At 42.1% G+C, this 14,753-nt stretch carries 12 protein-coding genes and 1 pseudogene; 9 read left to right on the top strand and 4 right to left on the bottom strand.

The features are described 5' to 3' along the window. Positions 1–202 precede the first annotated feature (202 nt). Entirely contained in the window at positions 203–1,522 is a 1,320-nt protein-coding gene (gene brnQ, locus LRR81_RS18885) for a branched-chain amino acid transport system II carrier protein (RefSeq protein WP_231790960.1), read from the top strand. Between the two features lie 160 nt (positions 1,523–1,682). Here brnQ and LRR81_RS18880 read toward each other — a convergent pair whose 3' ends face one another. Both LRR81_RS18880 and LRR81_RS18875 read right to left on the bottom strand, forming a co-directional pair. Next, positions 1,683–2,024: a DUF3243 domain-containing protein gene (locus tag LRR81_RS18880; protein ID WP_231790959.1), complete on the bottom strand. Its 342-nt coding sequence runs from the start codon at positions 2,022–2,024 to the stop codon at positions 1,683–1,685. Positions 2,025–2,109: 85 nt separating this feature from the next. Next, positions 2,110–2,934: pseudogene (locus tag LRR81_RS18875) on the bottom strand (EcsC family protein). A gap of 207 nt (positions 2,935–3,141) precedes the next feature. Here LRR81_RS18875 and LRR81_RS18870 point away from each other — a divergent pair. The 4 genes from LRR81_RS18870 to LRR81_RS18855 all read left to right on the top strand — a co-directional run bounded on the left by LRR81_RS18870 (position 3,142) and on the right by LRR81_RS18855 (position 8,364). Beyond that, positions 3,142–3,696: a GNAT family N-acetyltransferase gene (locus LRR81_RS18870; RefSeq protein WP_231790958.1), complete on the top strand. Its 555-nt coding sequence runs from the start codon at positions 3,142–3,144 to the stop codon at positions 3,694–3,696. Positions 3,697–3,774: 78 nt separating this feature from the next. After that, positions 3,775–5,160: a class II fumarate hydratase gene (fumC, locus tag LRR81_RS18865; RefSeq protein ID WP_231790957.1), complete on the top strand. Its 1,386-nt coding sequence runs from the start codon at positions 3,775–3,777 to the stop codon at positions 5,158–5,160. Positions 5,161–5,535: 375 nt separating this feature from the next. Then, on the top strand, positions 5,536–6,711 hold the full coding sequence (locus LRR81_RS18860) for a D-alanyl-D-alanine carboxypeptidase family protein (RefSeq protein ID WP_231790956.1): 1,176 nt from the start codon (positions 5,536–5,538) through the stop codon (positions 6,709–6,711). Between the two features lie 396 nt (positions 6,712–7,107). Next, a complete protein-coding gene (locus LRR81_RS18855; RefSeq protein WP_231790955.1) occupies positions 7,108–8,364 on the top strand; it encodes a cation:dicarboxylate symporter family transporter in 1,257 nt (418 codons plus the stop codon). Between the two features lie 54 nt (positions 8,365–8,418). Here LRR81_RS18855 and bacA read toward each other — a convergent pair whose 3' ends face one another. Then, on the bottom strand, positions 8,419–9,219 hold the full coding sequence (bacA, locus tag LRR81_RS18850; protein WP_231790954.1) for an undecaprenyl-diphosphate phosphatase: 801 nt from the start codon (positions 9,217–9,219) through the stop codon (positions 8,419–8,421). Positions 9,220–9,446: 227 nt separating this feature from the next. On the opposite strand from bacA, the gene LRR81_RS18845 reads away from it, so the two are divergent. Continuing rightward, complete coding sequence (locus LRR81_RS18845; protein WP_231790953.1) at positions 9,447–9,626, top strand: twin-arginine translocase TatA/TatE family subunit; 180 nt, start codon at positions 9,447–9,449, stop codon at positions 9,624–9,626. A 263-nt stretch (positions 9,627–9,889) separates the two neighbouring features. Here the strand turns inward: LRR81_RS18845 and LRR81_RS18840 are convergent, their stop codons facing one another. Further along, the gene (locus tag LRR81_RS18840; protein ID WP_231790952.1) at positions 9,890–10,774 is read right to left on the bottom strand and encodes a DUF6612 family protein; all 885 of its coding nucleotides are present in this window, start codon (positions 10,772–10,774) and stop codon (positions 9,890–9,892) included. A 229-nt stretch (positions 10,775–11,003) separates the two neighbouring features. On the opposite strand from LRR81_RS18840, the gene LRR81_RS18835 reads away from it, so the two are divergent. From LRR81_RS18835 to LRR81_RS18825, 3 genes are all read left to right on the top strand, one after another. Then, positions 11,004–12,233 carry a dicarboxylate/amino acid:cation symporter gene (locus LRR81_RS18835; RefSeq protein ID WP_231790951.1) on the top strand — a complete coding sequence of 410 codons (1,230 nt, stop codon included), beginning with the start codon at positions 11,004–11,006 and terminating at the stop codon, positions 12,231–12,233. 77 nt (positions 12,234–12,310) lie between these two features. Beyond that, positions 12,311–12,907 carry a DedA family protein gene (locus LRR81_RS18830; RefSeq protein ID WP_231790950.1) on the top strand — a complete coding sequence of 199 codons (597 nt, stop codon included), beginning with the start codon at positions 12,311–12,313 and terminating at the stop codon, positions 12,905–12,907. A gap of 141 nt (positions 12,908–13,048) precedes the next feature. Then, a complete protein-coding gene (locus LRR81_RS18825; RefSeq protein ID WP_231790949.1) occupies positions 13,049–14,374 on the top strand; it encodes a TrkH family potassium uptake protein in 1,326 nt (441 codons plus the stop codon). Positions 14,375–14,753 lie beyond the last annotated feature (379 nt).

Raw genomic sequence — 14,753 nt, 5'->3', positions numbered from 1 at the left:
GCGCTGAAATAATGAAAATAATAAATGAATCATTGATGTATCCTAATTTGCAAAGATCCAAATGTGACATATCTATCAAAATTTAGTATTTTGCAAAATCTGTAGAAAAAACAATGGGGAGTTGTTATACTACATGAATAGTTTTCGCACTTGTTTGCTTTAGGGCGCTAAAGCTTCCAATACACCTGAAGGGAAGAGAAAAATGGAACAACTTAAAAGGAATGACATTATACTGATCAGTTTTATGCTGTTTTCAATGTTTTTTGGGGCAGGCAACCTCATTTTTCCTACCTTTTTGGGGTATTCAGCAGGCCAGTCTGTATGGTCATCATTAGGGGGCTTTGTTATAACAGCTGTAGGCCTTCCTGTTCTGGCTGTTATTGCTGTTGCGATTAATGGCAGCTTTGATGAGCTGAACAGACGGGTTCATCCGCTGTTTGCTTTTGTTTTCCCGGTTATCATTTATTTGTGCATCGGACCAGGGCTTGCGATTCCCCGTGCAGGAACGATTGCTTACGAAATGGGAATGAAGCCGTTTATTCCACAGGCTCTTACGGGAAATCCGCTGATGCTTGCCCTTTTCAGTTTTGCTTTTTTCAGCCTTGTTTTATGGCTTTCGCTAAGTCCGTCCAAGCTTGTCGATCGGTTTGGCAAGGTGCTTGCACCCGTTACGTTAGGAATTATTGCTCTCATTTTTATTAAAAAATTGTTCTCACCGGACAGTGATTTTGCTCCTCCTGCAGGAGCTTACAAAGAAAATTCATTTTTTCAGGGATTTCTTGATGGATATTTAACAATGGACGCGCTTGGGGCTCTTGTGTTTGGTGTGTTTATTGCCAATACCGTCCGCTCAAGAGGAATTAGCAGCCAGAAGAATATTTCAAAAAACATGATCTATATTGGAATAGGAGCCGGCATTCTTTTAGCTGGAATTTACGCTATCCTTGGATTTCTGGGGGCGTCATCCTCTGGAACTGGAAGCGAAGAGAACGGGGCTGGTGTACTGACAGCGATCGTCAGCGCTCTTTTTGGCAATGCCGGAGTGGTCATACTTGGGATCCTGTTTGTTTCTGCCTGTCTTTGCGTGTCCATTGGACTTGTTATTTCCTGCAGCCAATATTTTAACAAGCTGTTTTCAAAAATGAGCTACCGGAATTGGGTAATCCTTTTCACGCTGCTCAGTATGCTGATCGCCAATCTTGGGCTGAATCAAATTCTCGCTGTTTCAGTACCCATCCTAAGCATCGTATATCCCATTACCGTCGTGCTGATTGTGTTGGGGCTGCTGTATCCCTATTTGAAAAACTACTTTGCAGTTTATCCTGCTGCCATTCTTTTTACTGGAATCTACAGCCTTTTTGAATTTATGAACAAGACAATATTGTCAGGCTCCTTTGATCCTGTAATGACAAGCATCCCTTTATACAAACAGGGAATTGGATGGCTTCTGCCGGCAATTTTTGGTACAGTCATCGGATTAGCCGCCAGTTCCATAAAAAAGCACAAGGTTTCAGCACAATAAAGCAAAAAAGCGGGGCAGTTTCATTGCCCTGCTTTTTTTATTTTCAGTTATCTGCTGCTGGGCTGCGCTGCATCATAATCCTGCACTGATTAAAAAAACCCAAAAAGTGAGAACATACTTTTTGGATTTCTTCTTGCTTATCTAAATAAACAGTTTTATTTTAAGCTGATTCTTTTTCGTCTTTAGCCATTTTCACCAAAATATGGCTAAGATGTTTCTTTTCTTCTTCATTGCTGCAGTCCCATAGCTGGTTTAGCAAATATTCTTCACGGTTTCTAGGCTCCACGTTGTCAGCTAAATAATCAGCAGTCTTTTTCGCTGCCTTTGCCATAACATCTTCGCTTAAGCCCATTTTTTCTCCCTTGCCTACCTTATCCGCCAAGTGGTTTTTAAAAGTCTGGAAGCTGTTCAGTACTTGATCCATATCCTCTTTGTCCATAGAATCCAATTGATTAGCTACTTTCTCTTCATGTACAGATGAATCTTTGTTCTGGTTTTCCATTACTAACACCTCCTGGGTAATATGCTTATACAATTCCCGGTTGGTGGGGAGGTAAACCATCAGGAGAGCATTGAGAAAAATATTTTTAGTTTAACTGCGGAGCTGAATTTTCTTCATGCTGTTCCAGGCGTTCCAATGCCCTTCTTTTTTGATAAAGCATCATGCCTGCTTCAGCGACATCATTTATTAAAGACCGGTTCGTAAAGGCGCCGAATATGACGCCTGCAACAGGTACTGTCTGAAGAAGCTTTTTCCACCCGTAAGTGTCACGATAAGAATAGATGACCTCGCGCCAGCCCTGCAGCTGGGAGAATACTTCACTTGGTTTTGAACGGTCCTGGAAGGAGGAAAGCTCATTTAATATGGCTTCCTTCCCAACTGTGTCAGCAGAAGCAAATTGCAGGCATTTTACAATGAAAATCCGTTCTTCTTTTGTGTTAGGGTCATATCCATGTGCCACTGCCATCTCCTACAGGGTTTTCAATGAGAGGCCGAGGAGCACGGGAATATCAGCAGCAAGCGTAAATACGCCTCCAAAGCCTGTCGTTGCTCCCTGCAAAGCCGCAGCTGTTTTTCTTGCAGACATCAGCTGCAGGCAAACCTCTTTCATGTCTGCAAGAGGCAGACGGCGGATGTCTTCTATCGATTCTAAGCTGGTGCCAGTCAGCTTGTTTAATTTTTGAAGAACCATTTTTTTATTGGTCAAATACTTTCCGCCTGATTGAAGATAGTGTCCAAGCTCATCCAGCATGACGCTGATTTTCTTTTGGATAAAAGCGGGGGTTGCTTTGTCCAGCAGCCTGAAAGGAATCCTGCCGATCCTTTCCCAAATCCAAAGCCCTTTTTGGTCCTTCTCCCATTTATCAATTTCTTTTAAAGCTTTAAGAATTTCTTCCTTAGATTCAAGCATCTCAGGGCGTCTCCTTTAATGGAAAATTAATCTTCTTTACGGGTTTATACCCGGAAGAGTTTCAAATTTAACAGCAGACAGTCTTGTTTAGGATGCAAAAGCTTCCCGCAAAGTATGCTTTTAGGAAGAGGGGTTCAAATCAGCATCTGAATGAAGATCTTGGTATGATAGAAAAAAGAATGCTGACGTTTAAAAGGCGGGAGAAAAATGGGTATTCCTAAAATTATAGAGACAGAGCGTCTTGTTTTGCGGGCAATTAAAGAAAGAGATACGGAAGAGCTTTATAGGATCTGGTCAAATCATGATGTAGCAGAGTTTATGAACATCCAGGCAATGAATTCACTGGAAAATGCCCGATCCATGATTTTGATTCTGGAGGCCCTCTCTGAAAAGGAAGCGGGCTACAGATGGACGATATTGGACAAAGCAGATAATCGGATCATTGGCACTTGCGGATTTAACTACTTTGATGAAGAAAACATGAGAACAGAAATAGGCTATGAACTGGATAAAGAATACTGGGGCAAAGGTTTAATGAAAGAAGCGCTCATCTGGATCATCCAAATGGCATTTGATGAATGGAAATACAATCGTATTGAAGCGAAGGTCATTCCTGATAATCGCAATTCCATCAGATTGCTTGAGAAACTCGGATTTCAGCTTGAAGGCGTCATGCGGCCGCATGAATACACCCGCGAGGTTTTCCATGATGTAGCGATGTACTCAAAGCTGAAAGAGGAGTCAGGAAACATGATTCTTTAAAGGTGCATTGCTTGCTTCTGTATCCGTTTTCTTATAGGTTTAAGATAGAAGATTGCATGTTTAAACAGGAGGGATATCATGGAAACAAGAGTGGAAAGAGACACAATGGGAGAAATCGAAGTACCGGCGGACAGGCTGTGGGGGGCACAAACTCAGCGCAGCAAGGAGAACTTCCGCATTGGTGAAGAAAAGATGCCAATGGAGGTCATCAGGGCATTTGCGGTATTAAAAAGAAGCGCAGCCCTTGCCAATAAAGCTCTTGGCAAGCTTAGCGAAAATAAAGCTGCAGCTATACAGCTTGCCTGTGATGAAATCTTATCCGGCAAGCTTGACGGACATTTTCCGCTCGTTGTCTGGCAGACAGGAAGCGGGACACAGAGCAATATGAATGTGAATGAAGTGGTGGCCAGAAGAGGAAATCAATGGCTTGAAGAAAAAGGGTTCAGCGATAGAATTCATCCAAATGATGATGTGAACATGAGCCAGAGTTCAAATGACACCTATCCGACTGCGATGCATATTGCGGCTGTCATTGCGGTGAAGGACCGGCTCCTTTCAAGCATTGACGTGCTTGAAAATACACTGAAGGAAAAATCAGAGGCATTTTCATCGATTGTAAAGATTGGAAGAACACATCTGCAGGATGCGACTCCTATAACACTTGGACAGGAAATCAGCGGGTGGGTGCATATGCTGTCCAAGTCAAAAGAGATGATCGCCCAATCCACGGAGCATTTATATAATCTAGCTATCGGCGGAACAGCGGTAGGAACTGGGATCAATGCCCATCCTGAATTTGGGGACAGGACAGCAGAAGAGATCGGAAAACTCACCACTCTGCCTTTCAAGTCTTCGCCAAATAAGTTTCACGCCCTTACCTCACATGATGAAACAGTCTATGTTCATGGAGCCATTAAAGGACTTGCAGCAGATATTATGAAGATCGCGAATGATGTCCGCTGGCTTGCAAGCGGTCCGCGCAGCGGGCTTGGGGAAATCCTGATACCTGAAAACGAGCCCGGCAGCTCGATCATGCCCGGCAAAGTTAACCCTACTCAGTGCGAAGCGCTGACAATGGTGGCTGTTCAGGTAATGGGGAATGATGCAGCGATCGGCTTTGCCGCAAGCCAGGGCAACTTTGAACTCAATGTGTTCAAACCAGTGATCCTGTACAACTTTCTCCAATCAGTCAATCTGTTAAGCGATGCCATTGCATCCTTCCATGACCATTGTGCAGCAGGTATTGAACCGAACGAAGAGGTCATCAGCCGAAATGTCACCAATTCGCTCATGCTTGTAACAGCGCTAAACCCGCATATAGGATACGAAAATGCCGCGAAAATCGCGAAGCATGCACATAAAAAAGGATTAACATTGAAAGAAGCCGCACTTGAGCTGGACTTGCTTTCAGAAGAGGACTTTGATGCAATTGTCCGTCCTGAGAACATGATTGGACCGAAGTAATGACAAGCAGCTGGTTATCCAGCTGCTTTTTCTATTGAAAATACCCCTAAATAAATAATTCGGTATAAAGCCTCATTTAGATAACGGACAGCTTATTCTCAGGGGAGTTTTGACATATGAAATTGGGAAAGCAGGCGGATGACCGCACGTACTAAACGGCAAAGAATGCTGTTTTTCTTCCTATTTAAATTGGAAACGCTTCTTACCTCTTCCTAATCCATTTGATTCACTCAATATTTTCTTCCTTTTAGCTGAATTTCCTAAATATTTATTATTAAGAATTTATTTCAAAATTATAGAATTAAGTTACATTGTGAATCCTCGGCTGCATTGGTATTCTAATGAAGGATTTTATGGAGCCTGAGGAGAAACTTTATGAAAAAAAACGTCATTCGTTTAGCAGCCCTTGTTATGCTGTTCTTTACTGGGCTTGGACAGCAGACAGTGCTTGGAGCAGGGGAAAAGAAACCCGATTTAGCGAGCGAGTCAGCTATTTTAATTGACGGAAAATCTGGGAAAGTGCTGTTTGGGAAATATGAAAACACACAAATGTATCCTGCAAGCATTACAAAAATCGCAACAGCTATTTACGCAATTGAGAACGGTCATTTAAATGACTTGGTCACCGTAAGCAAAAATGCACGTAATGCAGATGGAACAAGAGTTTATTTAGAAGAAGGCGAGAAAGTCAGGCTGAAAACGCTCATTCAAGGTCTTCTGATTAATTCAGGAAATGACGCTGGCGTAGCGATCGCAGAGCATTTAAGCGGGAGTACAGAAGCCTTTGCCAATGATTTAAATACGTTCGTGAAAGAGAAAGCTGGAACAAAAGAGACTCATTTCACTAATCCCCATGGACTTTTTCATCCGCAGCACCTGACTTCTGCTTCTGATATGGCAAAAATTACAAAATATGCCATGCGAAATCGGGAATTTAGAGAAATCTTCGGTACGGTTAAACTGAAATGGGACGGAGAAAAATGGCAGACATCCTTATATACACATCATAAGCTTCTCCATGAACACTACAAAGGGGTAACAGGCGGCAAAAATGGCTATGTTCACCAGGCTGGCTTTACGCTTGTTACAACTGCCAGTCAGAATGGGATGGATGTTATCGCTGTTACTCTGAAAGCACCCTCTGATCAAGCCTCCTATGAAGATACTGAAAAGCTGCTTGATTATGGATTTTCCCATTTTCAAAGTGGAAGCATATCACCTCAGATCTCATTTGAAAGCAGCAAGGGCAAGGATTTTCATTTAGAAAGTCCGCTTTTCTATACGAAAAAGAAAAATGAAAGAATTCATACTGAAGTAAAAGATGATGGGACGCTTGCTGTTCTTGGAGGAGATGATCATATCATCGCTTCCAAAAAAATGGTGCCGTCTAAGCGCCAGACAAAGGAAAAGCTGCTGAGTGAGACCGCTGTTTCCTCTAATTCTAATGCTCAAACAGGCCAGCATCAAAAGCAAATCATAATTGCGGGTTCTGCGGCCTGTTTGCTGGCTTTAGCTGCTGGAATTGTGCTGTTTATTAAAAGACGAGTATAAAAGGTAGGAAAAAACAGACTGACAGCTTTAATAGTCTGTTTTTTCCTTTTTAAGTATAATTTTTTAACCGAGATGATATATTTGGTAGATGATTGCGGTCTAAAATGTTTTCTATGAAGATAGCAATAAGTGGATTTTAAATCGCTCAAAAGGCTTGATATATAAGGAAGTAAACGAAAATATTCCGCAATCAGCATCGCAAATTGTGAAAAAAGAAACAAAAAATGTTGAGAAAATTTAATTTTTAATATAATATACAAAAATATGAGCGTCTTTTTGCCTGCTGTCTTTCATGACAGTTTATCAGTTCTTAAAAGGCATTGTGCTGTCCCCTGTCTACCTGGTTTTGGCAACGTTATCTTACTATTCAATCTTTAAGAAATAGGGGTGATTCTTATGAAGAAAATTGGCCTGGCCTGGCAAATTTTGATTGGCTTGATTCTTGGTATTGCAATTGGAGCAATCTTTTACGGAAACCCAAACCTTCCAGCATACCTGCAGCCGATCGGTGATATCTTTCTTCATTTAATTAAGATGATTGTCATTCCAATCGTCATTTCTACTATTATTGTGGCGGTTGCGAGTGTTGGAGATACAAAAAAGCTTGGAAAGCTCGGATTTAAAACCATTCTTTACTTTGAAGTTATTACTACATTTGCCATTCTTATCGGACTCGTTGCTGCCAATGTTTTTCAGCCGGGCAGTGGGATTGATATGAAGCATATGGAAAAGTCAGATATATCTAGCTACGTTGGCACAGCTAATGAGGTGAAAAGCCAGGGGTTCGCTGAAACCTTTGTTCACATTGTGCCAAGCAATGTTTTTGAATCAATTGTAAAAGGCGATATGCTTCCGATTATTTTCTTCTCGATTTTGTTTGGCCTTGGTGTCACAGCAATAGGAGAAAAAGGGAAGCCGGTGCTGGATTTCTTCCAGGGAACAGCCTCTGCGATGTTTTATGTGACAAACCAGGTGATGAAGTTTGCTCCGTTTGGAGTGTTTGCTTTGATCGGTGTGACCGTTTCAAAATTCGGCCTTGATTCACTAGTATCACTAAGCAAACTTGCCATTCTCGTATATGGCAGCATGGCCTTTTTCATTATTGTTGTGCTGGGCCTTGTTGCTAGAGTGGTTGGAGTAAATATCTTCAGTCTCATCAAGCTGCTGAAGGATGAACTGATCCTTGCTTACTCAACCTCGAGTTCAGAGACAGTTCTCCCGAGAATCATGGAGAAAATGGAGAAATTCGGCGTTCCAAAGTCCATCGTTTCATTCGTCGTGCCGACAGGCTACTCCTTTAACCTGGACGGGTCCACTCTGTATCAGGCTATTGCGGCAGTTTTTATTGCCCAGATGTACGATGTTCATTTATCGATTGGAACCCAGATTACACTCGTTCTTGTATTAATGGTCACTTCTAAAGGAATAGCCGGTGTGCCTGGTGTATCCTTTGTTGTCCTATTAGCCACTTTGGGCTCTGTAGGAATTCCTGTAGAAGGCCTAGCAATCATTGCCGGCATTGACCGTATTCTTGATATGGCGAGAACAGTCGTCAACGTTGTCGGCAACTCCCTAGCGACAGTAGTAATAGCAAAATGGGAAGGTCAATTTAACCCAAGCCAAATGAAGAAACAAGAAGCGAAATCAGCATAATAGAAGCATAAAAAAGGCTGTCACAAAAGTGACAGCCTTTTTTCGTGCAAGTTATTAAAGAATCTGGAAGATGATGAAGACAGCAGCCAGAACGAAACGGTATATAGCGAACGGAGTCAGCTTTATTTTTGATAAAAGCTTTAAGAATGATACGATGGCAAGCATCGCTACAAGAAATGCTGTAATAAATCCTGCTGCAAATACCGGGATATCTGAGGTGCTTAACACATCAAGATTCTTCACAAGATCTAGGCCGCTGGCTGCAAACATAATCGGAACCGCCACAATGAACGTGAACTCAGCAGCCGTTTTATGAGTCAGGCCAAGAAGCAAGCCTCCGGCAATCGTAGCTCCTGAACGGGAAAACCCTGACCAGAGCGCAAGCACCTGGAACAATCCAATTCCAAAAGCCTGCTTATATGTGACTTCATCAAGGCTACCTGCTGTAACCGGTGTTTTCTTTTTTTCAGCAAAGATCATAAGAATACCGCCGGCAATAAGGGCGAGGACGACCGGGAGTGGATGAAACAAAACGTTTTTAATAAAATCATGCAAAAGCAAACCAATAACAACGGCAGGAAGCATAGCCAAAATGATATGTATAAGGTTTAACTTGCCGCTGATTGAATTGTAATCCTTCTTGTAAAAGCCGAACAGGCTCCATAACCTTTTCCAAAAGACCACTACTACAGCCAATATTGAGCCCAGCTGTATGACTACTTCAAAAACAGTTGCTTTTTGGCCTGTAAAGTTGAGCAAGTCGCCAACCAAAATTAAATGGCCTGTCGAGGAAACCGGAACAAATTCGGTCAGTCCTTCGACAAGACCCATAATTATTGCTTTGATGATATCCATATGCCGCTACACACCCTCTAGTATTATTGGAATATTTTTCTTTTCAAAAAAGGAATTCACTTTGCAAATTATAAAGCAATGGCCTATAATTTTCTATAGGCAGCCGTTTTATTCGCAAAATTGTTGCAATTAGAACTTCTTACTTTTTTTGCTGAAGAGTAACCTCTATGAGCAAGGATATTTCGTTTCACAGTTTGAGAAACTGACCTTTAAAGGTGGGAACAAGAATGCCAAATTTGGGATTTGGAGAAATTCTATTAATTGTTTTTGTAGCACTGCTTTTGTTTGGCCCAAAGAAGCTTCCTGAGTTAGGGAAGGCTGCCGGAAGAACGCTGCGGGAATTTAAAAATGCCACTAAAGGCATTATGGATGATGAAGATGAGAAACAGGTTAAAAAACCGGAATAATTCTTTTAATGGCTGGGTCATGAGATCCGGCCTTTGTTTTTTGCTTTACTAAAAGGCAATGTTAATTTATTTCGCACCTGTTTATTTAGAGACTCCTGCGGGAGCAGCAGGGCAGGTGAGACCCCGGAGCGCAAGGGCGCCATGGAGGCTCACCGCCCGCCCCGCGGAAAGCGGACGCTGCGTACTGCAATCAACAGCCAAATTCAAAAGAACCAAATAAAAAAATGCAAGCGGCATTTTCCGCTTGCATCACTTCTATATTATTAATTTACTCCAGCCTCGACCGCATTCTCCGTGACTTCCTTAGGAATTTCAAATTTTTCTACTTTATTGTAATCCGTTAACTTTCCTGTCATATGCTGCTCCATTGAAGTGGCATTGTTATCTGCCATTAGATTCATATTTGTATCAATGGTGAAATTTTCCTGCAGGAAGGTTTCCTTGTTGATGCCAAGGACCATTTTAAACATTTGGATATCTACTTTTGCCCCTTGGGATTCCATCTTGCTGCTGTTAGGGATAAGATCGCTCAGCATCTCGTTCATTTTCTTTTCAGAAGCCGTTATGGTGAGGATATATTGATTTCCGCTTTCGGTCATTTTTACATCCTTGGCATATTTTTTTAATTTTTCTACCTGCTGGTTAGGATTCATGGAGGAAGTGCCTCCCATTTCAGAAAGAGGTCCTGCATTTTCTCCGGAGATATTCATAACTGTCCATTGATCCTTCTGCAAAGAACTGTTCATATATGCCTTATCTTTTGTCACATACATATCCATGATGATCGAATTTGGGGAGTTTGCGGAGTTTCCCTGCTCCTCCAGTCCATTTGCAGTTATTTTTATTTTTACTTTGCCGAGCATGGGATTTTCCTGGCTTTTCATATTGATAAAGCTGGATGTGTCCATCTTCTTGCCTTGAATTTCAAATGCCTGCTTCATTGTCATTTCAGCCGTATAACTGTTCACTTTCTTTGTAGCTTCTGCAGATTTTGCCAATACTTCCTCAGCTGTTAATTTCTTTACAGGAGCTTTTTGCTCCGTTTTGGGTTTTTCTGCACCTGATGCTGCCGGTTTTTCTGCTGTGCCGCATGCGGACAGGGTAAATGCACATGCAGCCAGCATTCCAATTAACACACGTTTTTTCACTATTTTCCACTCCTATATGTTCGTCATTTACTGAAGGCGTTCCCTAGCAATTGAAGTTATTTGTAAGATTTATGTATAAATGGCAATGCCAAACAGCTATTTACGAATTACCCTTTATTGGAAAATGAAAACAGCAAAATATGTCTTTTTTATAGAAAAATAAAGTTTGAAGCGCTTTCATAGGGGTAATAAGTTATAAGTTAGATGACAAGTGAAAAGGAGGAAACAGATGAATCTTGCAATTAAAATTATTATTGGTTTATTAGCGGGTATTGCTGTAGGATTTCTTTTAAACATTTTCTCTCCTGATCTATTTAAAAATTTGGATACGTATTTATTCAGTCCGCTCGGAAAAATTTTCTTGAACTTAATTAACATGCTGGTTGTGCCTATCGTCTTTTTCTCTATCACACTGGGTGCAGCGGGAATTGGAGATCCCAAGAAACTCTCTAGGATCGGAATTAAAACAATTGTTTACTTTCTTTCCACTACAGCGGTCGCAATCATTATCGGACTCGCACTCAGCCTATTGATCCAGCCTGGCAACATCGGAGAATTTAATACCTCAAATGCAGACTATCAGGCTGAAAAGGCCCCTTCCATAGGTGAGACTCTCTTAAATATTTTTCCTAAAAACCCGATAGAAGCTTTAGCAACAGGCAATATGCTGCAGATAATTGCCTTTGCTTTGTTTGTAGGGTTTGGCATAGCTATGCTTGGAGAAAAAGCAGGAATGGTCAAGAAGCTTTTTGAGCAGGGAAACGATTTGATGATGTATTTAGTAGGACTCGTAATGAAGTTTGCTCCGTACGGCACATTCGGCTTAATTGCATCGGCCATTGGCAGCCAGGGATGGGATGCGTTTAAAGCGATGCTTCTCTATGTATTCGTTGTTGTCCTTGCGCTTGCTATCCAGTTTACAGTTGTATACGGTTCAGCAGTCGGATTCTTGGCTAAGCGGAATCCCCTTTCATTCTATAAAGGATTTTTCCCTGCCATGATTATCGGATTTTCAACCTCAAGCAGCAATGCATCACTGCCGGTATCTATGAATTCTGCACAAAAAAACCTGAAAGTTCCAGAGCAGATATCGAGCTTTGTGCAGCCGCTCGGAGCCACGATTAATATGGATGGAACAGCCATTATGCAGGGAGTGGCAACCGTATTTATTGCTCAAGTTTATAGCCATAACCTTACAATAGCTGAGCTTCTTACCGTTGTTTTGACAGCTGTGCTGGCAAGCATCGGTACAGCAGGGGTGCCGGGAGTCGGTTTAATTCTGCTTGCAATGGTGCTCAATTCTGTTAATCTTCCAGTTGAAGGAATTGCCCTGATCCTTGGCATAGACAGAATACTGGATATGCTTAGGACAGCGGTAAATATTACAGGTGATGCCGCATGTGCAGTCATTGTGGCAGAATCTGAAAAAAAGAAGGAACCCGCCCAAAAAGCGGGCTGAAAAAAGATAGGGTTGAATGTAACTCCTCTTCAGAAGTAAGATAGATAAGTGATGAAATTAAGAAAGAGGAGTACAAAATGGGGAATTTTGTTTACAGCATATTGGACTGGCTGGCCGGTCTAGGTTATTTTGGTGTGGCTCTCGGCTTAATGATTGAAATTATTCCAAGCGAAATTGTCCTTGGGTATGGCGGCTACCTGATTTCCTTAGGGAAAATAAATTTTATTGGCGCTTTGATTGCAGGGACGATCGGAGGAACGATAGCGCAGCTGTTTCTTTATTGGATTGGAGCTTATGGCGGAAGGCCATTCCTTGAGAAATACGGCAGATTTCTTCTCATTAGAAAAAAACATTTGGACCTTTCGGAAAAATGGTTTGAAAAATATGGACCGGGCGTGATCTTTTCCGCCAGATTTATTCCCGTCGTCAGGCATGCCATCTCCATTCCAGCCGGCATTGCCAAAATGCCCGTATGGCACTTTATAGGCTATACAGTAGGAGCAATTGTTCCTTGGACCATTCTCTTTTTGTATCTCGGAATGAGCCTCGGAAGCGACTGGAAGGAAGTAAAAGAAAAAGCCCAGCCGTTTGTGATGCCGCTGATCATTATCTTTGTTGTAGTGATGATCGTGTACATCTTTATTAAAAGAAGATCTAAAAAGGAAACTGTATAAATGAAAAGGCCGGGAGCATCCGGCCTTTTTCTGTTTTTTTACTTTACGCTAGAGGGGTAACAAGGGTAATATACACTCGTAAGTGCAAAATACATACAATGGGGATTTTGTCCGCGCAAACTTTTAGGAGGAAGGAACAGAATGAAGAAATGGCCGAAGGTAATAAAACTCAATCCTTCCCAGCTTCTCGTCAGTGTCTTTTTAATCGCAATAGCGATTGGAACACTGCTCTTGAAGCTTCCTATATCTGTAAATAAACCAATAGGATGGTCAGACGCGCTGTTTGTGACCACATCTGCCATGACAGTTACAGGGCTGTCAACCGTTGACCCAAGCTCTGTATTTACTGTTTTTGGACAAACCGTCATTGCCCTGCTGATTCAAATCGGAGGGCTTGGAATCATGTCCTTTGCCGTATTGATTTATATGATGCTCGGCAGAAAAATCGGCATGAAAGAGCGGCTCCTTATGCAGCAGGCTCTTAACCAAACTTCTGTCGGCGGTGTGGTGAGGCTTGTTAGAAGGCTGTTTGTTTTCTCATTTATTATAGAATTCATTGCGATGATTTTTTTATCCTTCAGATGGGTACCGGAATTCGGGTGGAGCAAAGGTCTGTTCTACAGTTTTTTTCACGCCGTCTCAGCATTTAACAATGCAGGATTTGCCCTCTTTCCAAACAACCTGATGAATTATGCAGGTGACCCGCTGATCAATATTGTCATCAGTCTCCTGTTTATCATAGGGGGTATCGGATTCACGGTTTTAGTGGATATTTGGAACAAAAAAAGATTTAAAAAGTTTTCCCTGCATACAAAGCTTATGGTAGCTGGAACCATCGTGATCAACCTTATCGCCATGTTCGTCCTGTTCTTTATTGAATATTCCAACCCGCACACACTCGGTGCGCTCTCGTTCGGAGACAAGCTTTGGGCATCCTATTTTCAAGCAGTATCTCCAAGGACAGCCGGATTCAATACGATCAATATCGCCGATATGAAAGATTCATCATTGTTCTTCATGGTCATTCTCATGTTTATTGGTGCCGGAAGCGCCTCAACAGGCGGCGGCATCAAGCTGACCACTGCACTGGTCATATTTCTTGCCACCATTACATTTGTAAGAGGGAAAACAACTCTTTCGATCGGAAGAAGATCACTTAATAAAAGCTATATAGCAAAAGCCCTTGCCATTACAGTCGTCTCCCTATTATTTATCGTACTCGCCATATTCATCATGAACCTGACTGAAAAAGCCAGCTTCCTGCAGGTGCTCTTTGAAGTCGTCTCAGCATTCGGAACAGTAGGGCTTTCGATGAACCTGACAGCCTCCCTCAGCCTTACAGGGAAGCTTGTGATCATTTTCATCATGTTCCTTGGAAAGCTTGGGCCTCTGACGCTCATGTTCTCTTTAGCTACACCGGAAAAAGAGCTGACACGTTACCCTGAAGAGGATATTTTGACAGGATGATGGAGAGGGTAGCGCTGCGTAAGTGGTGCGAAGTTATGAATTAGTGGTGACACCGCTACAAGCAGTGGGATTGGTGCAAAAATGGCCGACGCCGCGCATAAATGGTGGAAGCCGCGCATAAGCGGTGGAAGTGGCGCATAAATGGCTAAATGGCTGAAGCCGCGCATAAGCGAGAGAAGTGACGCATAAGTGGTGAAAGCCGCGCATATGAAGCGAAAGGCTGCACATAAACATCAAAAAGTCCCGCATAAACATGCGGGACTCGCTGTTTTAAAGCGATTTTGAATTAAAATCACCTGTATTTAACTAAAATGAACGGGAAATCGACAAAAACAGGGTCTTTTCATACTCATTTGCTTTAAAATGAGCACCACGCATG

Source organism: Metabacillus kandeliae, assembly GCF_021166585.1.
GTDB classification, from domain to species: Bacteria; Bacillota; Bacilli; order Bacillales; family Bacillaceae; genus Metabacillus_B; species Metabacillus_B kandeliae.
The sequence above is the reverse complement of the archived record's forward strand: the minus strand, read 5'-3'. Positions and strand labels throughout refer to the sequence as shown.